This window comes from Bartonella sp. W8151 (genome assembly GCF_016100385.1).
Lineage (GTDB): Bacteria > Pseudomonadota > Alphaproteobacteria > Rhizobiales > Rhizobiaceae > Bartonella > Bartonella apis.
The window spans coordinates 166,598-191,042 of sequence record NZ_JACFSO010000004.1 but is presented as its reverse complement, the minus strand read 5'-3'; the positions used below and the strand labels follow the sequence as shown (position 1 = coordinate 191,042).

Sequence of the window (24,445 nt, the reverse complement as noted above, 5' to 3'; positions counted from 1 at the left end):
TACGTATATTTATTCGTAATAATACTGTGATGATGTAAAATTATCGAGAACCACATCTTGGAGTCCACATTTCCGGACAACTGAACAATTTTCGCATTGGAACATATCCCGATAAGTTTTGCCTTATTCAGGCTCGGCTGCGTCAATCACCCTCAATTGGGGTGAAGCCTGACCGTTCCAATAATTAAGGTTCAGATTACCCGCAATATGAATGTTTTTTCCAAGATGTGCTATCAAAAAGTTCCCGAGATCCGTACCTACCGCACGAAATGCTATGGCTTTTAATTTTTTCCCTTCAATATTTGATAGTGACATCAACAAATGTCCGCTGCCCACTTCTCTGACATCTGACAGACGGTGCGACGGTAATACAAATATTGGCAGCGGATTTCCGGAACCGAAGGGTCCAGCTTTTTCAATCATTTCATAAAGCTCTTTGGTAGCTCCCGAAGCCGATAACAGTCCATCTATCGACAATGTTTCATGGGAATGCAAATCATTTACTTTGGCAGACAATTTCTGCCCAAGCCATTTCCGGAATTCATCTATTTTGCTCTTTAAAATTGTAACGCCTGCTGCCATAGCATGTCCCCCGCCTTTTTCAAGCAGGTTCAATTCAACAGCTTCCCGCACCAGCTCACCGAGATTAACTCCGGCTATCGAGCGCCCCGATCCCGTCGCGCTGCCATCTGCTTTGATTGCTATTGCAAAAGCCGGGCACCTGAATTTTTCTTTCAATCTGGCTGCAAGAATTCCAACAATACCGGGGTGCCACCCCTCGTGTGAAACAACGATCACACTTGGACTTTCGTCAAGTTTTAATGATTGCAGATCGCTTTCTGCTTCCAAAAGTTGCTTTGCTTCGATAGCTTGTCTCTCCTGATTGAGAGTATTGAGCTCTTCCGCGATAGCATTGGCCTCGTCCTCGGTTTTTGTAGTCAACAGGCGCGCTCCAAGCGCCTGATCACCAATTCTGCCTCCTGCGTTTATACGCGGTCCGAGTAAAAAACCGAGATGAAACACATTGAGTGGTTCGCCAATTCTGGCAACTCTTGAAAGCGCTGCAATACCGGGATTGGACATCATACGCGCAACTTTTAACCCCTTTGTAACGAAAGCCCTGTTCACACCGACAAGTGGCACAACATCACAAACTGTCGCAAGCGCTACAAGATCAAGATAACAAAGAATATCCGGAAGATCGCGATGCTTTCTTTGCTGTCTGATTTTTTTTAACGTCCATGCAACTGTTATAAAAACAAGACCGGCCGCACAGAGATATCCCTGTCCCGAACGGTCGTCCGGACGATTCGGATTAACGAGTGCATAGGCTTCCTTATGGACTTCTCCCATCTGGTGATGGTCGAGTACAACCACATCAACACCTTTCTCCCGTACTGCTTTTATAGCCTCTGCGCTATTTGCTCCACAATCCACAGTGACGACCAAACTTGCACCGTTATCAGCCAACATTTTCATAGCTTGCGGATTGGGTCCATAACCTTCAACGATGCGGTCAGGTATGTAGATATCCACGTTGAGACCGAAAAAAGTCAAAAATCGATAGAGAATAGCCGAAGAACATGCACCATCGACATCATAATCACCGAAAATCGCAACTTTTTCTTTGTGGTCAATAGCTTGAACAATCCGCTCTGTTGCTTTTTCCATGTCTACAAAAGTCACCGGATCAGGTGTCAATGCCTTCAAAGTCGGGTCTAGATAATTCAAAACTTCTTCTTCAGGAACCGAACGCGCCGCAAGAACGCGTGCCAGAGGCTCTGCTATACCGAATTTTTGCGACATAGTGAGAGCATCATTGACCCCTTCCCGATCAAGGCTTGCAATCCATCTCCGTCCGATTGCAGATCGGGCGACACCTAAAAAATTCTGTTCGGTCTCTATCATGATTGATCTGATACAACAAAAAGCCTTTCAAAGCGACGCACAAATTCAAATTTCCCTTAATTTTCAGAGACGTCCGCGTAGCAACATAAATAAAAACCTTCAGAAGCGTTTTTCACCTCTGAAGGCATTACCCCCTTTTACGATACTATCTTTACTGTCAAATTTTATCCAATGCCTGTTCTATATCGCCAATAATGTCCTTCACGTCTTCTATTCCGATAGACAAACGAACAACGTCCGGACCGGCACCGGCAGCAGTTTTTTGACTGTCGGTCAATTGGCGATGAGTGGTCGAAGCCGGATGGATAACAAGCGATCGCGTGTCTCCGATATTTGCCAAAAGCGAGAACAATTTCAGTGAAGAAGCAAATTTCACACCAGCCTCATATCCGCCTTTGACGCCGAAAGTGAAAACAGAACCCGCACCTTTTGGCGCGTAATATTGCTGAAGCTTATGATATTTATTACTTGGCAAACCGGCGTAGTTTACCCATGAAACCTTTTTCTGCTTCTCTAGATATTGTGCCACGGCCAAAGCATTATCACTATGTTTTTGCATACGCAGCGGCAAAGTTTCAGCACCTGTCAAAATTAAAAATGCATTAAATGGCGAAATGGTTGGTCCAAAATCACGCATACCCAAAACACGCGCAGCCGTTGCAAAAGCGGCATTCCCCGTGGCTTCGTAGATCACGAGTCCGGCATAATCGGGACGTGGTTCGGTCAATTTTTTATAGTGCCCTGATTTTCCCCAATCAAAAGTTCCGCCATCGACAAGAAGACCACCCATAGAATTACCATGACCACCGATAAATTTTGTTAGCGAATGGATAACAATATCGGCTCCATGCTCGATCGGGCGCAGTAGGTAAGGCGTTGCAAGCGTATTGTCGACAATGAGTGGCACACCATGAGCGTGAGCAATTTTCGCAATTGCTTCAATATCCACCACAATTCCACCCGGATTGGCAAAACTTTCAATATAGATAGCGCGCGTCTTATCGTCGATTTGCTTCTCGAACGTCTCGGGTTCTTCGCTGTCAGCCCAACGGACTTGCCAGTTGAACGACTTGAATGCATTCGAGAATTGGTTGATTGATCCACCATAAAGCTGCCGTCCGGCAACGAAATTTTCTCCGGGTTCCATAAGCGTATGAAATGTAAGAAATTCTGCAGCATGACCGGATGCGGTTGCCAAGGCAGCCGTACCGCCTTCCAGTGCTGCTACTTTTTCTTCCAATACCGCTTGTGTCGGGTTTGTAATACGCCCATAAATATTTCCGGGTTCAGTCAAGGCAAAGCGGTTTGCTGCCTGATCGGCATCCTTGAACACATAGGCTGTGGTCTGATAGATTGGGGTGATCCGCGCACCCGTTGTCGGATCAGGAGCGGTTCCCGCATGGACTGCCAGTGTTTCTATTCCCGGTTTTACTTTTGTCATTTGCTTCTCCATAAAGCATCTTGAAATATCTTTGTTACAAAGAAGCTAGAAGAACCTGCGTAGAGGCACAAGAAAACAATTTCTCTAATCCCTGAATTGTCACTATTTTTATCCCGCAATTTAACTCGTCCGGATATTTATTTACTCCGACATTTGCAGTCTGTCTGATCTGGAACATTCAGAATAAAAATCGCTCATATTTCCTCTCAAAACCGCTTAAGCTGGATTTTTTAACCAATATAATATGCTTGGTTGGATTTTATCGGCAGCGTTTCGACCTACATAACCGAACGAGCAAGCCTGTTAAAGTCATGCGGTGGCTAAACACCACGTGAATTGCTAAGATCGGGAATGTTCAATCGTTTTATTGAAACTGATTTACTTGCTTTTAGTATCGTATCAAATGCAACACATGCATAAGAATAAACTGCCTTTATTGAATTTGATAAATGCACGCCATACATGAAAATCATAGCTTGAAAAGGTAAAGACCAACGGTGGAGGTATGTGAGCGACATAAAATTCCCAATCCACAGTAAAGAGTTGATGTCTTTCACTTCATTCCCCGTCCAACTGTCGTTCAACGTTTTTAACGGGAAACGTTTTCGCTAGACTTTGTGGTTGATCCTCTACCCGCTCGTATGATCATCCAGCTTTTCCCCCGCAAGTATTGCAATTTATCATTGATAACAGCTGTTTTGGATATTGCTCAAGGCGAAAATACGCTTATCTTGTTATCGATTAGTCCAATGTAGAGCGGTAAATTGCTTATTCTCCGATCACGCGTTGATAAACATCCTTTGACTGTCTTCAATTATTGCGGGCCCAAGAATTTTTTAGATTTACCTTTAATAACAGCATATTGGAATATTTTTTTAATACATTTGTTCAAGTTTTCCCAACTATGCTTTTTCAATAATGCTTCGCTAAATACCACAAGATATATCCGACTGAAACTTATGAACTCGTGTGCGCATTCGGTGCGCCCCATTCATTTGAACTTTGCCACCTGTCAACCTGCTAAAGTCAGCAAATATTTTCGATGGATGTCTGATGTTTTTAACGGCCAGTTCAACGATATATGTAACTGGGTAATAAAAACCTTTTCGCTGTCAGACAGCGCACCGGCAATATCCTCGCGAATATTGGGGTAAGTTCCTTTGCCAACGCCATATCAATACTATGCGGTACAATATTACCTCTATCGCAAAATATTGGAAATATTGGCTTATTTCTCGATTAATGTAATTTTTTTGATTGACGTAATTGCTCTAAGCTTATAAGAAGCTCGCACGTGTCATGGATGGCACATTTGTTGTGGTCAAATCATCACAACATTAAGCAACAAAAAACGCCCTTGTTCAACATGGGATTTTAAAAAGGAAAGCTTCAATGGCAACTTTTTCACAAAAGCCCGCTGAAGTGGCCAAGAAATGGGTCATTATTGACGCAGAGAACCTTGTTTTAGGTCGTCTTGCCACATTGGTAGCCAATCGGTTACGCGGTAAACACAAACCAACTTATACACCTCACGTTGATGATGGTGATAATGTTATCGTAATCAATGCCGACAAAGTCGTTTTGACTGGCAAAAAACTTCATAACAAAAAATATTACTGGCATACCGGATATATCGGCAGCGTCAAAGAACGTACGGCCCGTCAAATCCTTGAAGGACGTTTTCCTGAACGAGTTATCGAGAAAGCTGTTGAACGCATGATTCCGCGTGGTCCTCTTGGCCGTCGGCAGATGAAAAATTTGCGCGTCTATGCTGGAACCAAACATCCTCATGAAGCCCAGCAACCTGAAGTTATCAATGTTGGTGCACTCAACCGTAAAAATAAAAGGATTGCTTAATTATGGCCGAGATTAGTTCTTTTTCCGAGCTTGGTACGGCAACCGAAACGGTTGTAGCTCCTGCAGCACCGGAAGCTCCTGTTCATGAACGTAAGCTTGACGCTCAAGGACGTTCCTATGCTACAGGTAAACGTAAAGACGCTATTGCACGCGTTTGGATAAAACCGGGTAGCGGCAAAATTGTCGTTAACGGTAAAGATTTTGACAAATATTTTGCACGCCCTGTTTTGCAGATGATTTTGCGTCAGCCAATTCTTGCCGCAAATCGCGATGGTCAGTTCGACATTATTGCATCGGTTGCCGGTGGTGGTCTTTCTGGTCAAGCCGGTGCTGTTCGTCACGGTATTTCCAAGGCTTTGACCTATTTCGAACCTGGTCTTCGTTCGGTACTGAAAAAAGGCGGCTTCCTCACACGTGATAGCCGCGTTGTTGAACGTAAGAAATACGGTAAGGCAAAAGCCCGTCGTTCTTTCCAGTTCTCGAAACGTTGATTCCTATTTTATTTTACAAAAAGCCCCGTTTTTACGGGGCTTTTTTATTTTTGTAATCTATCGAATTCAAAAGTCTTTATGAGTATATCTCACCCGAGAAATCGTTTGACCATAGCCATGAAATTAACAACCGATATCGGCTTCGACATATAATCTTCACAACCACTAGCTCTGATTCTTTCCTCGTCGCCCTTCATAGCAAAGGCAGTAACTGCAACGACCGGTATAGATTTCAATTCATCATCCGCTTTCAATTGTTTGATGACGTCAATTCCGGAAACCTCTGGTAATTGGATATCCATTAAAATAAGACCGGGTTTGTTTTGTCGAGCCAGATCCAATGCAGCCAAACCGCTGCGGGTTTCAACCGTTTCATAGCCACAGGCTTCGACAAGATCGTGGAACAATTTCATATTGAGTTCGTTATCTTCCACGATCATAACTTTTTTTGACATCCTACAATCTCCGCTCTTCCAGCTTTGTAACTATAAGAGTAAACTTGTTATGGTTACTACTTGGCTAAATGATATGAAAAAACTGATAACCAATCGTGAAGAAGCTGAAGAATTGGCGGTATCCGCATTATTGTTTATCGCGAACGATCCCGAGCTTATGCCACGTTTTTTAAATATCACAGGGATAAATGCTTCCGATATTCGTACGGCAGCAGCCTCGAAAGGTTTCCTTGCCGGCGTATTGCAATTCATATTGGCACATGAACCGACACTCATGTCTTTCTCGGAACAGTCAGGCTACCCACCACAATCAATCGGGGAAGCTGTCAACTTTCTTCCTGGCGGAGAACAACCTGTATGGCTATAAGCCCGTTTAATCAACCAGAATTTGGTTTTTGTCGGGATTGTTTATCCATTCAGCACAAGTTCAACAAACGTTGCGAAAAATGTGGTTCGCCGCGTCTTATCTATCATCCGGAACTTTATTCTCTTACATTGGCCCATATTGATTGCGATGCATTTTACGCTTCCGTTGAAAAGCGCGACCATCCGGAGCTACGCAATAAACCTGTTATTGTCGGAGGTAGCAAACGCGGGGTGGTTTCTACTGCCTGTTATATTGCGAGAATTTCAGGTGTTCACTCGGCAATGCCGATGTTCAAGGCCCTGGAACTTTGCCCAGATGCAATAGTCATTCCTCCCGATATTACAAAATATGCCCGCATAGGGCGGGAAATCCGCCAGCTTATGTTCGAGTTAACCCCATTGGTTGAACCTATTTCAATTGACGAGGCATTTCTGGATATGCGTGGTACTGAAAAGCTCCATAAAGCGCCGGCTTCATATATACTCGCACGCTTTGCGAAGCGTATCGAGCAAGAAATTGGTGTTACTGTTTCTATCGGTTTGTCATATTGCAAGTTCTTGGCCAAAATTGCTTCCGATCTTGATAAACCGCGTGGTTTTTCAATCATCGGAGAACATGAAGCACTCGCGTTTCTCGCAAAACAACCTGTAACGAAAATATGGGGTGTCGGTACAGCATTAGCGCAAAAATTATCCCGTGACGGAATTACCTCAGTGGGTGAACTTCAACAATTGGACGAAGCGCTCCTAATCAAACGCTATGGGCAAATGGGCCAGCGCCTTTATCGCTTGTCACGCGGGAAAGATAATCGCCCTGTTCAACCCGAACGAGAAATGAAGAGCATATCATCTGAAACAACCTTCATGAGCGATTTGTCAAACTCCGAAGACCTGATACCGGTTTTACGCATGTTGTCTGAAAAAGTTTCAGCACGACTGAAGACCAGTGAAATTGCCGGGCAAACCGTTGTTTTGAAATTAAAGACCAAAGATTTCAAAACGCGAACGCGCAACCAAAGCCTTGACGACCCAACACAGACTGCTGACCGGATTTTTCGGGTAGGATTGCGATTGTTACAGAAGGAACTTGATGGAACGAAATTCCGCCTACTCGGTATAGGTGTCCAGCAATTATTGAAGGCTTCTCGTTTACAAAATAATGATCTTCTCGACCCATTTCAGCACAAACGCGCTATAGCTGAAACCGCGATCGATAAACTTCGTGCCAAATTCGGAGATAAATCTATTGAAACCGGTTATACATTCGGCAAAAATATTTCCGTGCGCAAAGCACCGGATGACAAAGCTTGATAATGCAGAAAAAACATTATTTTCAAAATAATAAAAGGCCGCGCATTTCGCTCGAACAAAAACTCCATGCCGGATGATCAGACAAAAAATCCGCCACTTCCACCCAGATACCAACATTACTTGACTTGCATTGACCTATATCAAAACAATTTAGCCAGATGAACGTCGGTTTTTTGAACTTTCGTTTACCCGCCCCCACTCCTTCGAATTTGACAATAAAAGAGCCATCTTATTACCCATCCGATAACAGGAACAAATAATCATTGATAAAATTTCGCCTATATTCATTTGGCGACAATTATTTATCACGCCGGAAGTGTTAATACCAACCAAGTGCAATCTGAGCTTCTTCGGACATCCGATCCGGTGTCCAAGGTGGATCAAATGTCATATTAACCTCAACGTGTGAAACGCCCTCCACCGCGCCTACTGCATTTTCAACCCAGCTCGGCATATCACCTGCGACAGGACATCCCGGTGCAGTCAATGTCATATCTATTTTTACGGTGCGATCGTCCTCGATATCAATCTTGTACACCAGCCCCAGCTCGTAAATATCGGCTGGAATTTCGGGGTCGAAAACTGTCTTCAAAGCATTGATGATATCGTCCGTCATACGATCAAGTTCGGCAGGAGGAATCGTTGAAGTGTTTGTCGTAACAACATTATCGCCCCAATCGCCTACCGGCTCTGCAGCATGAATTTTGTTGTCGGGATCACTCATTAAAAAACCTCCTTGCCTTTTCCAACGCTTCGGCAAGCTGATCGACATCATCGCGATCATTATACATTGCAAAAGATGCACGACAGGTCGATGTCACATGAAAGCGATTAAGGAGCGGTTGGGCACAATGCGTTCCTGCTCTCACTGCTACTCCCTGACGATCAATATACATTGAGACATCGTGGGGATGAATTCCCTCGAGTTGGAACGAGATGATGCCGCCTTTATCAGGAGCACGCCCGAAAATACGCAACGAATTGATCGCCCCAAGCCGTTCATGGGCATAGGCTGTCAATGCTTTCTCGTGAGCCTCAAGAGCTTTACGATCTTTCGACATAATATAGTCGAGAGCAACACCCAAACCGATAGCCTGAACAATAGGCGGCGTTCCTGCTTCAAAGCGATGAGGCGGTTCGTTATACGTGATCTTATCAACGCTCACGTCTTCAATCATTTCGCCGCCGCCCTGAAACGGGTGCATTTCTTGCAATCGATCTTTTTTGCCGTAAAGAATGCCGATACCTGTCGGCCCATACAGCTTGTGGCCTGTCATCACATACCAGTCGCAATCAAGATCTTGAACATCAACGGTCAAATGAACGGACCCTTGCGCCCCGTCGATCAAAACCGGAATATTCCGCTCATGAGCGGCCCTTATCATCTCTTTGACCGGTGGTACTGTGCCGAGGGTGTTAGACATATGGGTGACTGCTACAAGTTTCGTCTTTTCAGTCAATGCCTTTTCGAAATCCTCCAAATGGAGAACCCCATCGTCGTCAACCGGCACAAAAACAAGTTTTACGCCCTTGACTTCGCGTATAAAATGCCAGGGAACGATATTGGAATGATGTTCCATAATCGTCAAAACAATTTCGTCACCTTCCGAAAAACGCGGCATTCCATATCCATATGCCACAGTATTAATTGCTTCAGTCGCGTTTTTGGTAAAGACAATTTCATCATGCGATGAAGCGTTTATGAATTTACGAACGCTTTCTCTGGCTTTTTCATAAAGTTCGGTCGCAGTGTTCGACAAAAAATGAAGGCCGCGATGAACATTGGCGTAGCTTGTCCGATAGACCTCGTCCATAGCCTCGAGCACCTGCCTCGGCTTCTGGGCCGACGCCGCATTATCAAGATAGGCCAAGCGTTTACCGTAAATTTTCTGATCAAGAATCGGAAAATCACGCCGTATTTGATCGATATCGAAAGACGAAGACGTTTGATCTGTCATCATTATTCCTTCTTAAAGGTGCTTTTCCAACCATTGATTGATGAGGGCAACAATGATGTCCTTCATTTGATCGTTTTCCACGTCATCAATCAACTGGGAGACAAAAGCCTTTACCAGCAAGCCGCGAGCGACAGATTCTTCAATACCGCGTGCCATCAGATAAAAAAGTTGTTCGTGATCGATCTCTGCAACAGTTGAGCCGTGTCCGCAAGCAACATCATCGGCAAAAATTTCAAGTTCCGGTTTCGAATCGAATTCTGCGTCATTTGACAAGATAAGACTGTTGCACGTCATCCGGGCATCGGTTTTCTGAGCTTCTCTGGAAACCTTGATCATTCCCTGAAACGCGCCTCTTGCGCTGTCAGTAACAACATTGCGGACAATTTCGGTCGAAACAGTATCTTCGCCAATGTGACGAACAAACATTGTAACGTCGCTATGGCTAGCCCCTGCAAGGAGATTGATCGTCCTCAATTGGAAGTTTCCTCCCTCGCCCGGCATCTCGATGTCTATTTCCTGCCGGTTCAACTCACTTGCCACATTCACGATGTAAAGGGTCAGTTTTGCTTTCTTGTCGAGATTTGCAAGAAACTTGGAAAACTGCGTTGCATCGAACCCCCGATCACGAATGATAATCCAGGTTACATCTGCACCCTCGCCTATTTTGAGGTCTTGCACGGAAGTTACAAATGTGGATTTTTCTCCACCCAATTGTCGTTCAATGAAAGTAACGGAGCTATTATTCCCTACTTTGATTTGGGAATAGGCATGAGCCTGACCTCCCGGATTGATCATTTGCAATTCAATCGGATCGGGAATTTTTGCGCCGTCAGCTACTTCGAGAAGCCAGCCATCACTAACAAAAGCGGTATTAACCTGACCGACAAAATCATCGTCGGAAATATCCGGTTTCAGCGTGAAATGCTCGTTAGCAAGTTCATCGGCCACGCGTCTAACAGTGACTGAATCTACTTCAGGAGCAGCGAGTGTTTTGCCGTTAAAAATCGCAAATACAGAATCCTTTGGCAAAAGCGGGTCGCGAGATAATCCGTCACCTTCATCACTGAAGTTCGGAATTGTCTTCAACAAGGTACGCAAATCGGTGTAATGCCAATATTCACGTTTTCTGGAAGGAATGCCCACGCGTTTGAACTGTTCTACCACGCTATCTCGCGTTGACATAACCTCGCTATTTCCAGGAAAATCACCCAGTTTTTGACCAAAGATATCGACTATTGCCTGTTCTGCAGCGGTCATTTCCGGTTTTTTATCGACTTTGGAGGTTTCACTCATGTTCTTCCTCCGCTTCTGCCTTGTCGATAATGTCGGCATAACCCGTTTGTTCAAGCTGCATAGCCAATGTCTTATCGCCTGTCTTGACGATTTTACCTTTATAGAGGACGTGCACAGTATCCGGTACAATATAGTCCAGAAGTCTTTGATAGTGGGTGATGACCATGAACGAACGGTCCGGAGAGCGCAAAGCATTGACACCGTTTGCCACGATTTTTAACGCATCAATATCAAGGCCTGAATCTGTTTCGTCAAGAATACAGAGCTTCGGTTCCAGCAATAGCATCTGAAGTATTTCTGCGCGCTTCTTTTCACCACCGGAAAAACCGACATTGAGAGGACGCTTGAGCATGCTCATATCCATCTCAAGCTCGGTAACGCCCGCTTTTACTTTTTTCAAGAATTCGGGTACTTTCAATTCTTCTTCGCCGCGCGCTTTTCTCTGGCAATTCATTGCGACTTTTAAAAATTCCATTGTCGCAACGCCAGGTATCTCCATCGGATACTGGAAAGCCAGAAACACACCGGTTGCCGCGCGTTCTGCCGGATCCATATCAAGAAGCGACTTGCCGTTAAAAATAACTTCTCCGTCCGTCACCTCATAATCATCGCGGCCGGCAAGGATATATGAAAGCGTTGATTTACCAGAACCGTTCGGTCCCATAATTGCTGCAACTTCGCCATCATGGATTGTCAAATCCAGACCATGCAGAATTTCGGTCTTGGTTTCGGCTATACGTGCATGAAGATTTTTAATTTCTAACATTTTTAAATCCTATTTTGCGGACACTGATAAGGCCCCCAACAAAAACAACAGCTTCAGTTAGCCGACACTACCTTCAAGACTGATACCGATAAGCTTTTGTGCTTCAACAGCAAATTCCATCGGTAATTCCTGAATAACTTCTTTGACAAAGCCATTTACAATAAGAGCAATCGCTTCTTCTTCCGGAATGCCCCGCTGCATAACGTAGAACAATTGATCTTCGGAAATCTTCGATGTAGTAGCCTCGTGCTCGAATTTTGCCGTCGCGTTTTTCGCTTCAATGTAAGGAGCTGTGTGGGCACCACAATTATTGCCAATCAACAGGCTGTCACATTGGGTGAAGTTACGGGCATTGGTGGCTTTGCGATGGGCCGAGATTTGTCCACGATAAGTATTATTGGAAAATCCGGCTGAAATACCTTTGGAAATAACACGGCTTGATGTGTTTTTTCCAAGATGGATCATTTTTGTGCCTGAATCGATCTGCTGGTGTCCATTGGAAACTGCAATGGAATAGAATTCACCGCGTGTATTATCCCCACGCAACAGGCATGAAGGATATTTCCAGGTTATCGCCGAGCCGGTTTCAACCTGTGTCCAGGAGATTTTTGAATTGTCGCCGCGACAATCACCGCGTTTGGTAACAAAATTGAAAATTCCGCCTTTGCCGTCTTTATCACCCGGATACCAGTTCTGAACGGTCGAATATTTTATTTCCGCATCTTTCTGGGCAATGAGTTCGACAACCGCCGCATGCAGCTGGTTCTCGTCGCGTTGCGGTGCTGTACAACCTTCAAGATAGGATACGTAGGCTCCTTCATCGGCGATAATTAATGTACGTTCGAACTGTCCGGTATTGCGTTCGTTAATACGGAAATAAGTCGACAGCTCCATTGGACAACGAACGCCTTTAGGAACGTAAATAAATGACCCATCAGTAAAAACTGCCGCATTAAGCGCCGCATAAAAGTTGTCTCCGGCAGGAACCACCGAGCCGAGATATTGTTTTATTAGATCAGGATGCTCACGTATCGCTTCCGATATTGAGCAGAATATAACACCTGAACGGATCAATTCTTTCTTGAATGTAGTGACCACAGAAACCGAATCGAACACTGCATCGACCGCAACGCGACCGGATGCATATACATTATCGTCCAATTTCGATGGTTCTGCCTGCTTACGTACACCCGCGAGAATTTCTTGTTCTTTTAACGGAATCCCGAGCTTCTCGTAGGTGTTGAGCAATGCAGGATCAACTTCGTCGAGCGACTTGGGAGCATTTTGACTTTTAGGTGCCGAATAATATGAAATAGCCTGAAAATCTATTTTAGGGATTTCCAGCCTTGCCCAGTGGGGCTCTTCCATTGTCAGCCAATGATGGAATGCTTTGAGCCGCAATTCCAACATCCATTCCGGCTCTTGCTTTTTTGCCGAGATCAAACGGATAATATCATCATTAAGCCCTAGCGGGGCCTTATCCGCCTCGATTTTGGTTTCAAAGCCATATTTATACTGGTCAACGTCAATTTCACGGACCTGACTTATAGTTTCCTGCGCTGCAGGCATGGGCGTCTCCCTCCTGGCCGGGTCAAAAACCGGCAGTTACGATTATACCAAAATAAGCATAACCTGATTTAGGGTTTCAGTCGCCGGACTTCAATGAAAAACATGATAAATCTAGTCAAGCTTATTTGACTTTGTTTAAAACAGTTCTAAAGAGGATTTCAAGTGCTGTTTTTCAATTTTTCGAATTCCGGATAATTTTTTCAAAAGCCGAAAGAAAATCGTCGATGTTTTTCAAGCTTGTGTGTTTACCCGTGGAAACGCGAATTGCTCCATCCGGTACATGACAGCCCATTGCAGACAGAACGCCACTTTGTTTTACTTTTCCCGATGAACAGGCCGATCCGGCCGAAACCGCAAATCCTGCAAGGTCGAAGCCGATTTGCAACGTTTCCGCCTTTAACCCGTCGACAGCAAAATAGGTTGTGTTCGGTAAACGCGGTGATTTTTCTCCGAAGATAACAAGATTGTTACTCAATTGATGCAACCCATGTTCCAGACGCATTTGAAGCGCTTTCGAATGATCCAAATCCTGAGTAGTCGGTTTTTGTTCCATCGCTGCCCCAAAAGCCGCAATAAGCGGAATTGACTCTGTACCGGAACGGAATCCCTTTTCCTGCCCTCCACCCAATATCAGAGCTTGTGGCATAAGGGCGCTTCCTGTGGCAATAAAGGCACCGATACCCTTTGGCCCACCAATTTTGTGCGCTGCAACGATAAAAAAATCCCCCCCGAAACTTGCAACATCAACAGCAAGTTTGCCTATATATTGAACGATGTCGACAACAAGAACGCCACCAGCTTGTTTGACAATATCTGCTATTTTTCTCACCGGCTGGATAACACCTGTTTCGCCATTAGCTGCCTGAATAGCAACCATCGGCAGACCTTCCGATTTATTGTGATTGGAAAGTTTGCTTTGAAGCTCGTCTAAATTGACGATGCCATTTTCATCAACACCGATAATTATCTGTTGGTCTTTTCCAAAACGCCCACCCTTGCCAATGCACGGGTGTTCGGTTGCGCCAATATAAACTTTTGAAAAATGAACATCCGAACGTCCCATCTTGTAATCGGGTGTAAGGAGTGTCATTGCTGCTTCTGTTGCACCGGAAGTAAACACAACGTGATCCGGCTCGGTATGAAGACGGTGGGCAACCTGACGCCGTGCTTTTTCAAGCAAGGCTTTTGCGGCACGCCCTTCCTGATGGACAGACGAAGGATTACCATAAACATCAAGGGCGCTTACAAGGGCGTCGCGTGCTGCGTCTGACAAAGGTGTCGTAGCATTATAATCGAGATAGCATCTTGAAGATGACATATGAAGCCTCGTAATTTTTAATTATTTCAAACGCATCCATAGCGCAATTTCCTTGAAAAGTGCACCCATTACAGACTATCTAAAGCCAAGATACATTCAAACAATCGAAACAGTTTGAATTTGCCAATATCCATTTCTGCAAAAAATGGAACGTTCAAACTGATATAGTAAGGAGTACTTGATGCCTGAAGTCATTTTCAATGGTCCTGCGGGTCGCCTTGAAGGCCGTTATCAACCCTCGCCGGAAAAAAATGCTCCTATAGCCATTATTCTCCACCCCCACCCGCAATTTGGCGGGACGATGAATAACAAAATCGTTTACGATCTTTTTTATATGTTCCAACAACGCGGCTTTACAACATTGCGTTTCAACTTCCGCAGTATCGGGCGCAGTCAAGGTGAATTCGATCATGGTGCTGGCGAGTTATCCGATGCGGCAGCAGCACTGGATTGGGTACAGGCGCTACACCCTGATTCAAAAAATTGTTGGGTAGCGGGTTACTCTTTCGGCGCATGGATCGGCATGCAGCTTTTGATGCGACGCCCAGAAATCGAAGGATTCATATCGGTTGCCCCTCAGCCTAATCTGTACGATTTTTCTTTTCTTGCGCCTTGTCCTTCTTCGGGGCTGATCATTCACGGCGATGCCGATCGTGTTGCTCCGGCAAAAGACGTGCAATGTCTTGTAGACAAGCTTAAAACACAAAAGGGAATTACAATCACACAACAGATTCTTGAGGGTGCAAACCACTTTTTTTCCGGTCAGGTCGACGAGCTTATTGATGATTGCGCCAACTATCTTGATCGGCGTCTTAATGGCGAATTGGCCGAACCGCGCATGAAGCGTTTGAGATAAATTTTCAAGTTGTAGGCGATCTTAAACCGTCTCTTTTAATATGAAATTGTGAGCTAAAAAGGCTTTTGCAAAATTCCGGCAAAAGCCTTTTTTTATCTGCAATATTCTGTCCTTAAAATGATAGTGCGGCTTTAAATGTTGTGAGACGTCAGGTTCAATCACAAGTTTCTCTTATCAATACATCTCCAATGCGTTTTCCAAAAAGACTAGCAAACAATATCTAGCATACAATTTAAAGAACCACGTCCACGACTGCCAAAACGCTTTTTAACATAGCCCCATTGTCTCACATATATTGTCATGCTTGAATCGGATGGCGTGCCAATTCACCGCCTGATCGTGGTCGATCGCAACCTGTCGTTGTCGGAAAAGTGATAGGCAAGTTATAGATTGATCTTATTGCAAGATAGGCCCACGCCTCTGCTTCCAGGAAATCCGAGCAAAGCCCAAGTGAACGGGCTGTTAATGTGATGATTCCGTTTTTTTGCGTAAGTTCCTTCAAAGTCTTCATAATTGCGCCGTTATGAACGCCTCCTCCGGAAACGATAAGAGTCTTCGGCAACATCGGTAAATGTCTGAAAGAATTTACTATCCCATAGGCCGTTATGAAGCTCAGCGAGGCTGCCCCATCTTCGACTGAAATGGCATCATTCACCAAAGGCTTGAAACTCCGCCAATCAAGCGAACCAGGCTTTTTATCGCTAAAAAAGGGATGACTTGCGTAGCTATTGACAATCTTGTAATCAACAGTTCCGCTTAGACCGGCTTCGCCATTGCGATCCATCGGGCTTCGGGTTTTAAAAAACATCCACTGGTCGATCAAACCGTTACCCGGACCACAATCAAAAGCATAAAGTTCATTATCTATCCCGACAAAAGTCAGGTTGGAAATTCCGCCGATATTGATAAACACAACAGGAAAATCAAGTTTATCCTTTAATTTTTGCGCCAATGCCAGATGATAGACCGGCACCAGCGGAGCGCCCTGGCCCCCGTGCTTCATATCATTTGATCTTAAGTCAAAAACCACATCGATTCCGCATTTTCTGGCGAGTAACGGCCCGTCGCCTAATTGGATCGTCAATCCGATATCCGGTCTATGAAGAATAGTTTGTCCATGAAAACCGATGAGATCAACTTTGGAAGGCAAGATTGCATATTTTTTTAACAATTGATCAACAATGGCTGCATGTTCAAGTGTGAGTTCACGTTCCAGACTCAAAACAGTTTCCGGAAGATCTGCCCGTTTGGTCACTCCGGCTACTTTATCAAGCGACTGTTTCAATTTGCTCCGAAAAACCGCAGGATAAGCATGGGATAAATGATCGACAATTTCGATCTCGTTCTGCCCGTCACTTTTGAGCACAGCCGCATCAATTCCATCCATTGACGTACCACTCATCAGGCCGATTGCCGTTTTTATCGCACCCATTACTTGCTTCCCGTAAGATGTTTCCTTGTGAATCACATATATTCTATGATAAAGCCCACAAAACAGTTGAATATTGCTTTCCAAGCATGAATTTTCAGGGAAAAGTTTGATGACCGGTTTTAAATCCGATTTCCTAAATGTGATGAGCGAACGTGGCTTTATCCACCAAATGTCCGACGAAAAGGGGTTGGACGATCTCCTTTCAAAGGAAGTTGTAACCGGTTATATCGGGTTTGACCCGACTGCAGCAAGCCTTCATGCAGGCAGTTTGATCCAGATTATGATGCTTCATTGGTTGCAACAAACCGGACACCGCCCGATAGCCCTTATGGGCGGTGGTACAGGTATGATCGGCGACCCTTCGTTTAAAGACGAGGCACGTAAACTGCTCACAGTCGACAAAATCGACTCGAATATCGCCGGTATTAAAAAAGTGTTTTCAAACTATATCAAATTCGGTGATGGTGCCACAGATGCAATTATGGTGAACAACGCCGATTGGCTTAGAGATTTGAACTATATCGAATTTCTGCGTGATGTTGGGCGCTTTTTTTCGGTCAACAAGATGTTGTCCTTTGAATCAGTGAAACTGCGGATGGATAGAGAGCATTCTCTGTCGTTTCTCGAATTCAATTATATGATCTTGCAAGCCTATGATTTTGTCGAGCTCAATAAACGATATGGTCTACGGATGCAAATGGGCGGTTCCGACCAATGGGGAAATATCGTAAACGGCATTGATCTTGGCCACCGGATGGATACCCCCCAACTTTTTGCTTTGACTTCACCTTTATTGACCACAGCATCAGGCGCCAAAATGGGAAAATCTCTTAATGGCGCTCTCTGGCTGAATGCCGACATGCTTTCTCCATATGATTTTTGGCAATATTGGCGCAATACGGAAGATGCCGATGTTTCGCGTTTTTTAAAACTTTATACAACTTTGCCTATGGATGAGATAAAACGGCTTTCAGCTCTCCAGGGATCCGAAATCAATGATGTGAAAAAGATATTGGCGACAGAAGTAACCGCCATGCTTCACGGACGCGATGCTGCTGAAAAAGCTGCAGAAACTGCACGTAAAACATTCGAAGAAGGCGAAGTCAGTCACGATCTTCCCAAAATAGAAGTTCCGGCAACCGAGCTTCAAGATGGAATTGGTTTGCTCATTCTCCTGGTGAAAGCCGGTTTTGCCAAATCAAACGGCGAAGCGCGGCGTCACGTACAAGGTGGTGGCGTACGTGTGAACGACGTGCTGGTAGAGGATGAAAAGCGCTTAATCACCGAAAATGATGTCAACGCCGATGGTGTTGTCAAATTGTCTTTCGGTAAAAAGAAGCATGTTCTCGCCAAGCCAATGTAACTGTTTTACTGTTTGGGAACGCAAATCCTAATGAAGTCGCGCGGCTAATTCCGCCTTAAGGCTTATTTCCCGATTTCTTACCGACAACAACGTTTCCGTTGCCGGTAACATGCTTAAAAAGCATTATGACTTTCATTTTCACCAGTGCTTCATCACACTCGCCCGTTTTCGCCGCCTTTAAATAAAGAGAAATACAAATTGGTTCCATTTTGAAATCGGCGCGACAGCGAACGCCTGATTCACACGTCGTTAAATAAGTAAACTAGGACGATAAAAGTCGCGTCAAAAACGCTACTGCCTATTTGGTCAGTCATCGAAACGCACTGAAAATTATTGAAAAATTCCATTCTTTTTAGGTTTATTGGAATTCGAATATCGACCTGAAAATGCCTGGAGCGATAACGGAAATCGGATTGACCATTACTTGCGGGTGCTTCGCCTTACCTTCAATTTTAAAAGTAATTCCTATCAATCCCCTATCGCGGCCATTTCCTAATACCTGCCCGATAATTGGCAAATCTCCAAACAGGCGGTTCAGACCATATGCAGGCATGAAGGTGCCGGTAATCGACATATTTCCGGACACATCATAAAGAACCCCTTGAAAAGTTGCCCCTACCGTTGGCCCTCTCAACACACCGCGATCAAGAACAAGGTAATTGTCACCTTTTGCAATATGAGCATAGGCAAGATCAAAGCCGATACTGGAGCTATTGATTTTGCCTTTGACGGCTTCATTCAAACTTTTGCCACCGCCTCTGGGGCGTGACGATACAATTGCAGCCAAACGGGGTTCATCAACCACTTCAAAATTTCTAATACTGACACGGCCTGACATTGGTTGTCCGGAAGATGAAGTTAAATCAGCTTTCAAAACACCTCCACGGATTTTGTCATAGTAATTCATGAAGCGGAACAGCGCGCCCGCATCATTACTTCTCGCCGTGACAGTTTGATGCCCTGAACTTTTTTGCGTTTCGACATTGACGGACTCACGATTATGCGTTGTACCGCTTAATGAAAATTGTGCTGCTTTCTGTTCGGTTATTTCGTAAGTCGCATTTACATTTGAAAGCTCTTCACCATAAAAACCTGCAAGGCTTGCGATCGACGCATGCACAGAAATAGCCGTTTTTCCACCTGAATTGGAATTTTGCGTTTTACCCAATTGCTGGATTAGCGCACGCCCATCATAGCTCTTTCCGGATGCCTCTATATGGTATGATTTTCCTGAACTTATAACTTTTAGTGTGAGATCATCGTTTCGACTTAAATTGGCTTTGGTAAATTCTGCTCCAAATAGTTGCTTATCCTTGATATGGATTTGCCCTGCCACATCCAGATTTTGCCCTGATAACGAAAAATTTTCGATCGTATAATCAGGTTTGTCTTTTATATTGGACGGCATATCGAATTGCGCATGGGCAGCCATGCCCTTACCCTTTTTCCATCCTGCCCACGAAAATTCGAGATCTGCATTGGTTAAATCGGCGTTGAAATGGCGTTTACCGTTATTGTCTTCACCAACCTCGACATTTACAGGACCTGTGAGAAAATTGTTGAGAAACGCAAAATGTTTCGAGCGAATACTGTCATCGAGATTGAGAGTGATTTTCTCGCTTTTTTGTAAATCGGAATTTTCGAATGGCTGAACAAGTTTTATCTGCGCTGGAAGCTCATTGAGTAAACCGTTTGCTTGCAGGATAATTCCCGATTTATCAACGTCTGCAGTACCAGAAGCGTTGCTCACTATGTTGTTTTTAATTGGATCCGGCATAGAAAAATCGCTGAAATTAACGTGGGCACTATAGGTAATTTCTCCTTTCGGCTCGTCGTGGGTGACGGGAAAGCGAAGTTTTATATCCGCCTCGACATTCCCGTGCGCCTTATCCGTGTTGAAAGGTAAGCGATGGCGAGCATTTATCGGCGAATATCCGATCATTTCTCCGGCTGCATCTATCTCTCCGCGAGCAACCAGATCCATATCGGCAAAAACCGGTCTTTGCGGGCCCCACGGAATCACCAAAGTTCCTTCCACTGCTTCTACTTTGCGTCCATTGGAAAGATAGCTCGCTCCACTATCAAGCGTTATGGTGGTTGTCATGCCATCTATCGCAACATTTCCCGATGCGTCGCGTAAAGCCGGCAACTCTCCAACAAGGTCCGAACGCGTATTGACGATATCCGTTCTTATTTTTACTTCATTGCCGGAAAGTGTGCCTGCAGGAATTCCCGATTGGAAATAACCTTGCGGCAAGGCAATTTCGATCGAACCATTTTTTAATTGTCCACCAAAAATATGCGATGCAACCCATCTTCTCGCGCCAGGGGAAATATTTACCGGCCATAGTTGCTTGGCCTCAGCAACGTCCATTTGCGGAACATGAAGAACGAAAATGGTTTCCGGACTCCCTGCACCAAATTTCAAGCTTCCCTGTCCCATCAGATTCCCATGTGGCGCGTTGATTGTGATTTCATCCATTAATGCTTTTTTATCGGCGAGGTTATATTGGCCGGCTAGTTTCATCTCGAACCGGAGAGCTACATCCGGCACTTCATTCGAAGCACTCACCGCATGTTGGGCAACAATTTCAAAACGATAATCATTAACCGGTCTACCTATTTTCGGGTCTACCGGTGTTAACCCTAGAGCTCCGTTAAAAGGAATGACCAAGCCGCCGATTTGAATAAGCGAAGTCTCGAATTCGATCTTGTTGCTGTGAGGCGTGTGCAGCAAATTGAAGTCAATTTTTGACGGTATATTCTGCTCTGTGCCAAAATCCATAATGCCATCAGGCATCGTAAGCTGGGTACGTACTATCGGTTCATCGTCTGTATTGCTACGGTGTGCTTCGACAATGAAATTGGCTTTACCTTTTAATCTGAAATGCCCGTTATTTGTATGACCGTTTGGCAAAAATGGTGAAACATCATCAGCCGCGCCCAAATGAAGCGGAAATGATTTTACATTAAGTGTTATATCATTGGCACGCCGATTGGCGTAATTTGCGTTGGCTTCGACACCGATTTTCTTGCCGTTCCAGGTTAAAGAGGATATGAGCGTTGCCATTTTCCAGCGCATACGCAAATCCAGATCTTTTATGCCAAGAATGGTTCCATTTTCACCCGGCATGTGGAGCGAAATATTTTTCAAAACAAGAACGTTGATCGACATTGAGCGCAATTTTTCCGCGCTAGTATCGAAAGCCGGAAATAAAATATTGGCTGTCGCATCCGGATCAATCCGTCCGTATTCATCTTTTGGTAGCTGGTCGAGCAGGCCTGGCCCTTGCGACTGAGGTAATAACACATTCGCATCGTGGAGTTCGATCTGCGCAATCTGGAGTTTTCCAAAAAGCAGAGCCCATGAAGAAAAGCCAACACGAAAGACACCGATTTGATCGACTTTCACGCCATCTTTAATATCGTCCAACATGACGTTCTGGGTTTCGAGAGCAAGATGATAGTCTTCATCCAGCGAAAGTCGTGCGTCGTTAATTTTTACGCGTGCGTAATCTCCCAGTTGTTGGGATAATGTCGCCTGCATTTTTCGCGTGAGATATTCGCCGCTAATCCCCACTTTCAACAGCGAAAACAACACTCCTAACACTATGCCGACAATCAATATTGCCCAGAATACTATATGGAACAGATGTCTTAGCAGTCTTTTACGCCGACGCGGGGTATCAACTTTCACCCCGTTCCCGTCTCGGGATGACGGAAATTGGTCGAGGCTTTTTATTTCGCTTTTTTTAAAGCGAATCTCTTCATGCGGATCTGTCAAATTACAACCAATCCCGTTTTGCTCGCTGCATCAAGCGCCGTAAGTTGAATAATATGAGACTCGTTATAGCACCAATCAATATTGATTCCTGTGCTTTATGATGTCATTTTATTTGTTCCCACAGAAGAAAGGTATTTCAATGACCATGTTAAATAAAGGGGATATCGCTCCCGATTTCAAATTACCGGGCGATAGTGGAAAAACACAAACACTGTCCGAACTTCGCGGACACCCTGTTGTTCTCTATTTCTACCCGAAGGACGATACAAGCGGCTGCACTCTTGAAGCTCATGATTTTTCAGAGTTGAAGCCCGAATTCGACAAGATCAATGTTACAATCATCGGAATGTCCCCTGATAAACCGGAAAAACACGACAAATTCAAATCCAAACATGATCTAAGCATCATTCTGGTTTCCGACGAAGAAAAAACGACTTTGCAGCAATATGGGGTATGGGTAGAAAAGTCGATGTATGGCCGAAAATATATGGGGGTCGAGAGAAGTACATTTCTGATCGACAAAAACGGTAAAATTGCTGAAATCTGGCAAAAAGTTAAGGTGCCGGGGCACGCAAAAATTGTGTTGGAAAGCGCAAAAGCAATAGCTTGATTTTACGTGGTTAGGAATTTGTTAACTTTTTGGTGTGCTAATAGTCGCCATAAAGGACGTATGGCAAAATGAAAAATCTGGTAAAAATTTTTATTTTATCATTTGTTTGTATAGCTGGTGGCACGGCTGCACCTTTTGCCAAGGATACTGTCAACACACACGCCCTTAGCACATCATCTGTTCGTCAAACGCTTCCTTCTATGCCTAAATTGTCTGCTCCAAAAACAGAAAACATCGTCTTCAAACCCTATGCAGGCATTGACCCGATTGTAACAGGTCCTCGCGGTTAATCTTAGTCAAAACAGTTTTTTGAAGGTCACTTTGACCGCGAATAATCAGCCCGGTTTTAAGCTTCACCCCAAAGCCGCCATCGGAGATGTACAAAGGGTGAAGCAATTTATTATTTTGTTTGATAAGATAAGTGAGAAAGCCTTTAAAATTCGAAAAGTAACGGGCTCGACACAAAACATTCAAGTTCTTAGGTGACATCTTCCACGTGTTCAACGCCGCCTTTAATCTTTTGAGCAAGAGCTGCCTCCATGAATTGATCAAGATCACCATCAAGAACTGCTTGCGGATCTGTATTTTCGACTCCCGTGCGTAAGTCCTTCACCAATTGGTAAGGCTGCAAAACGTAGGAGCGTATCTGGTGTCCCCAACCTATTTCGGTTTTTGAAGCTTCAAGCGCATTGGCTTCATCTTCGCGACGCTTCAATTCTTCCTCGTAAAGCCGGGCTCTCAACATAGCCCAAGCTGTTGCGCGGTTTTTATGTTGCGATCGTTCCGCCTGACATTGAACAACGATGCCCGTTTTAAGGTGCGTGATTCTTACTGCAGAGTCGGTGGTGTTAATGTGCTGACCACCCGCACCCGACGAACGGTAAGTATCAATTCTCACATCCGCTTCCGAAACGTCGACTTTGATATTATCATCAATCACCGGATAGACCCAGACACTGGCGAAGGAAGTGTGACGCCTCGCGTTAGAATCATAAGGCGAAATTCGAACCAGACGATGCACTCCGGATTCCGTTTTCAACATGCCATAAGCATTGTGCCCTTTAACCAGTATCGTAGCCGATTTTATCCCGGCTTCTTCACCGTCATGGACTTCCAACACTTCCACTTTCATTGAATGTTTTTCCGCCCATCTTATATACATGCGCAAGAGCATCGACGCCCAATCCTGACTTTCCGTGCCACCGGCACCGGCATGAATTTCAAGATAGGTATCGTTACCGTCGACTTCGCCCGATAACAGCATTTCAATCTGGCGTTTATCAAGTTCACCCTTCAATGCATGGATAGAGGCTTCCGCATCTCTGACGATATCATCATCCCCCTCTTCTTCTCCCATTGCAATGAGCTCGACACTATCATTAAGTGTTTGCGTCAAATGCTTGATATTATTAATCCCGTCATCCAGCTGCTGACGTTCGCGCATCAATTCCTGTGCTTTCGCAGCGTCATTCCAGAGGCTTGGATCTTCAGCCTTTTCATTGAGATATTCCAGACGTTTTATCGACTGATCCCAGTCAAAGATGCCTCCTCAGCAAGGCAATAGCTTGCTTGATTTCTTCGACCAAAGTTTCAATTTCTGCTCGCATAACTGTATCTTTTTCCGATTTTACTTATCTAAATTCTCATAGTTGACATGGAAATTTTCG

The 24,445-nt window shown here is 44.6% G+C and carries 20 protein-coding genes; 8 read left to right on the top strand and 12 right to left on the bottom strand.

The annotated features are described in order from the left end of the window. Positions 1–123: 123 nt before the first annotated feature. Complete coding sequence (gene recJ / locus H3V14_RS08775; protein ID WP_198228363.1) at positions 124–1,905, bottom strand: single-stranded-DNA-specific exonuclease RecJ; 1,782 nt, start codon at positions 1,903–1,905, stop codon at positions 124–126. Positions 1,906–2,065: 160 nt separating this feature from the next. After that, positions 2,066–3,349, bottom strand: coding sequence for an O-acetylhomoserine aminocarboxypropyltransferase (locus H3V14_RS08770; protein ID WP_198228035.1), 1,284 nt, complete (start codon positions 3,347–3,349; stop codon positions 2,066–2,068). Between the two features lie 1,392 nt (positions 3,350–4,741). On the opposite strand from H3V14_RS08770, the gene rplM reads away from it, so the two are divergent. After that, a complete protein-coding gene (gene rplM, locus H3V14_RS08765) occupies positions 4,742–5,206 on the top strand; it encodes a 50S ribosomal protein L13 (RefSeq protein WP_198212777.1) in 465 nt (154 codons plus the stop codon). A gap of 2 nt (positions 5,207–5,208) precedes the next feature. Beyond that, a complete protein-coding gene (gene rpsI / locus H3V14_RS08760) occupies positions 5,209–5,697 on the top strand; it encodes a 30S ribosomal protein S9 (RefSeq protein ID WP_198228033.1) in 489 nt (162 codons plus the stop codon). An 89-nt stretch (positions 5,698–5,786) separates the two neighbouring features. Here rpsI and H3V14_RS08755 read toward each other — a convergent pair whose 3' ends face one another. Next, positions 5,787–6,152, bottom strand: a complete 366-nt coding sequence (locus H3V14_RS08755; RefSeq protein WP_075870720.1) for a response regulator — start codon at positions 6,150–6,152, stop codon at positions 5,787–5,789. A gap of 73 nt (positions 6,153–6,225) precedes the next feature. Between H3V14_RS08755 and H3V14_RS08750 the strand changes: the two genes are divergently transcribed. After that, positions 6,226–6,519 (top strand): DUF3572 domain-containing protein, encoded by a 294-nt coding sequence (locus H3V14_RS08750; protein WP_075914419.1) that lies wholly within the window; start codon positions 6,226–6,228, stop codon positions 6,517–6,519. After that, on the top strand, positions 6,510–7,829 hold the full coding sequence (locus H3V14_RS08745; protein WP_198228031.1) for a DNA polymerase IV: 1,320 nt from the start codon (positions 6,510–6,512) through the stop codon (positions 7,827–7,829). Before H3V14_RS08750 ends, H3V14_RS08745 begins: the two co-directional genes overlap by 10 nt. A gap of 319 nt (positions 7,830–8,148) precedes the next feature. Here H3V14_RS08745 and H3V14_RS08740 read toward each other — a convergent pair whose 3' ends face one another. The 6 genes from H3V14_RS08740 to H3V14_RS08715 form a co-directional block, all read right to left on the bottom strand. Continuing rightward, positions 8,149–8,553 carry an SUF system Fe-S cluster assembly protein gene (locus tag H3V14_RS08740; RefSeq protein WP_075870723.1) on the bottom strand — a complete coding sequence of 135 codons (405 nt, stop codon included), beginning with the start codon at positions 8,551–8,553 and terminating at the stop codon, positions 8,149–8,151. Further along, complete coding sequence (locus tag H3V14_RS08735; RefSeq protein WP_075917047.1) at positions 8,546–9,790, bottom strand: cysteine desulfurase; 1,245 nt, start codon at positions 9,788–9,790, stop codon at positions 8,546–8,548. The genes H3V14_RS08740 and H3V14_RS08735 overlap by 8 nt, the downstream gene beginning before the upstream one ends. A gap of 9 nt (positions 9,791–9,799) precedes the next feature. After that, positions 9,800–11,080 carry a Fe-S cluster assembly protein SufD gene (sufD, locus tag H3V14_RS08730; protein ID WP_198212785.1) on the bottom strand — a complete coding sequence of 427 codons (1,281 nt, stop codon included), beginning with the start codon at positions 11,078–11,080 and terminating at the stop codon, positions 9,800–9,802. Continuing rightward, positions 11,073–11,846 carry a Fe-S cluster assembly ATPase SufC gene (gene sufC, locus H3V14_RS08725; RefSeq protein WP_075870726.1) on the bottom strand — a complete coding sequence of 258 codons (774 nt, stop codon included), beginning with the start codon at positions 11,844–11,846 and terminating at the stop codon, positions 11,073–11,075. The genes sufD and sufC overlap by 8 nt, the downstream gene beginning before the upstream one ends. Before the next feature lie 57 nt (positions 11,847–11,903). Next, positions 11,904–13,415, bottom strand: a complete 1,512-nt coding sequence (gene sufB, locus H3V14_RS08720; RefSeq protein WP_075870727.1) for a Fe-S cluster assembly protein SufB — start codon at positions 13,413–13,415, stop codon at positions 11,904–11,906. 172 nt (positions 13,416–13,587) lie between these two features. Continuing rightward, positions 13,588–14,733 carry a cysteine desulfurase family protein gene (locus tag H3V14_RS08715; protein WP_198228029.1) on the bottom strand — a complete coding sequence of 382 codons (1,146 nt, stop codon included), beginning with the start codon at positions 14,731–14,733 and terminating at the stop codon, positions 13,588–13,590. A gap of 181 nt (positions 14,734–14,914) precedes the next feature. Here H3V14_RS08715 and H3V14_RS08710 point away from each other — a divergent pair, with 181 nt between their 5' ends. Then, positions 14,915–15,589 carry an alpha/beta hydrolase gene (locus H3V14_RS08710; RefSeq protein ID WP_198228027.1) on the top strand — a complete coding sequence of 225 codons (675 nt, stop codon included), beginning with the start codon at positions 14,915–14,917 and terminating at the stop codon, positions 15,587–15,589. Positions 15,590–15,887: 298 nt separating this feature from the next. Here the strand turns inward: H3V14_RS08710 and H3V14_RS08705 are convergent, their stop codons facing one another. Continuing rightward, positions 15,888–17,021, bottom strand: a complete 1,134-nt coding sequence (locus H3V14_RS08705) for an anhydro-N-acetylmuramic acid kinase (protein ID WP_198228025.1) — start codon at positions 17,019–17,021, stop codon at positions 15,888–15,890. A 109-nt stretch (positions 17,022–17,130) separates the two neighbouring features. On the opposite strand from H3V14_RS08705, the gene tyrS reads away from it, so the two are divergent. Then, positions 17,131–18,384 (top strand): tyrosine--tRNA ligase, encoded by a 1,254-nt coding sequence (gene tyrS, locus H3V14_RS08700; RefSeq protein WP_198228022.1) that lies wholly within the window; start codon positions 17,131–17,133, stop codon positions 18,382–18,384. Positions 18,385–18,742: 358 nt separating this feature from the next. Here tyrS and H3V14_RS11000 read toward each other — a convergent pair whose 3' ends face one another. Next, positions 18,743–22,081 carry a DUF3971 domain-containing protein gene (locus tag H3V14_RS11000; protein WP_198228020.1) on the bottom strand — a complete coding sequence of 1,113 codons (3,339 nt, stop codon included), beginning with the start codon at positions 22,079–22,081 and terminating at the stop codon, positions 18,743–18,745. A 226-nt stretch (positions 22,082–22,307) separates the two neighbouring features. Here H3V14_RS11000 and bcp point away from each other — a divergent pair, with 226 nt between their 5' ends. Together bcp and H3V14_RS08685 are read left to right on the top strand one after the other, a co-directional pair. Then, positions 22,308–22,778: a thioredoxin-dependent thiol peroxidase gene (gene bcp, locus H3V14_RS08690; RefSeq protein ID WP_198228018.1), complete on the top strand. Its 471-nt coding sequence runs from the start codon at positions 22,308–22,310 to the stop codon at positions 22,776–22,778. Positions 22,779–22,846: 68 nt separating this feature from the next. After that, positions 22,847–23,068, top strand: coding sequence for a hypothetical protein (locus H3V14_RS08685; protein ID WP_198228016.1), 222 nt, complete (start codon positions 22,847–22,849; stop codon positions 23,066–23,068). 188 nt (positions 23,069–23,256) lie between these two features. Here the strand turns inward: H3V14_RS08685 and prfB are convergent. Further along, a protein-coding gene (gene prfB, locus H3V14_RS08680; RefSeq protein ID WP_198228014.1) for a peptide chain release factor 2 occupies positions 23,257–24,385 on the bottom strand; the annotation gives its coding sequence in 2 pieces (ribosomal slippage) (positions 23,257–24,315 and positions 24,317–24,385; 1,128 coding nt in all). Between the last annotated feature and the right edge of the window lie 60 nt (positions 24,386–24,445).

Excerpts from the sequence above, each read along its gene's own strand:
- H3V14_RS08770 (WP_198228035.1), bottom strand. The coding sequence starts at position 3,349 with ATGACAAAAGTAAAACCGGGAATAGAAACACTGGCAGTCCATGCGGGA.
- rplM (WP_198212777.1), top strand. The coding sequence starts at position 4,742 with ATGGCAACTTTTTCACAAAAGCCCGCTGAAGTGGCCAAGAAATGGGTC.
- rpsI (WP_198228033.1), top strand. The coding sequence starts at position 5,209 with ATGGCCGAGATTAGTTCTTTTTCCGAGCTTGGTACGGCAACCGAAACG.
- H3V14_RS08755 (WP_075870720.1), bottom strand. The coding sequence starts at position 6,152 with ATGTCAAAAAAAGTTATGATCGTGGAAGATAACGAACTCAATATGAAA.
- H3V14_RS08750 (WP_075914419.1), top strand. The coding sequence starts at position 6,226 with ATGAAAAAACTGATAACCAATCGTGAAGAAGCTGAAGAATTGGCGGTA.
- H3V14_RS08745 (WP_198228031.1), top strand. The coding sequence starts at position 6,510 with ATGGCTATAAGCCCGTTTAATCAACCAGAATTTGGTTTTTGTCGGGAT.
- H3V14_RS08740 (WP_075870723.1), bottom strand. The coding sequence starts at position 8,553 with ATGAGTGATCCCGACAACAAAATTCATGCTGCAGAGCCGGTAGGCGAT.
- H3V14_RS08735 (WP_075917047.1), bottom strand. The coding sequence starts at position 9,790 with ATGATGACAGATCAAACGTCTTCGTCTTTCGATATCGATCAAATACGG.
- sufD (WP_198212785.1), bottom strand. The coding sequence starts at position 11,080 with ATGAGTGAAACCTCCAAAGTCGATAAAAAACCGGAAATGACCGCTGCA.
- sufC (WP_075870726.1), bottom strand. The coding sequence starts at position 11,846 with ATGTTAGAAATTAAAAATCTTCATGCACGTATAGCCGAAACCAAGACC.
- sufB (WP_075870727.1), bottom strand. The coding sequence starts at position 13,415 with ATGCCTGCAGCGCAGGAAACTATAAGTCAGGTCCGTGAAATTGACGTT.
- H3V14_RS08715 (WP_198228029.1), bottom strand. The coding sequence starts at position 14,733 with ATGTCATCTTCAAGATGCTATCTCGATTATAATGCTACGACACCTTTG.
- H3V14_RS08710 (WP_198228027.1), top strand. The coding sequence starts at position 14,915 with ATGCCTGAAGTCATTTTCAATGGTCCTGCGGGTCGCCTTGAAGGCCGT.
- H3V14_RS08705 (WP_198228025.1), bottom strand. The coding sequence starts at position 17,021 with ATGGGTGCGATAAAAACGGCAATCGGCCTGATGAGTGGTACGTCAATG.
- tyrS (WP_198228022.1), top strand. The coding sequence starts at position 17,131 with ATGACCGGTTTTAAATCCGATTTCCTAAATGTGATGAGCGAACGTGGC.
- bcp (WP_198228018.1), top strand. The coding sequence starts at position 22,308 with ATGACCATGTTAAATAAAGGGGATATCGCTCCCGATTTCAAATTACCG.
- H3V14_RS08685 (WP_198228016.1), top strand. The coding sequence starts at position 22,847 with ATGAAAAATCTGGTAAAAATTTTTATTTTATCATTTGTTTGTATAGCT.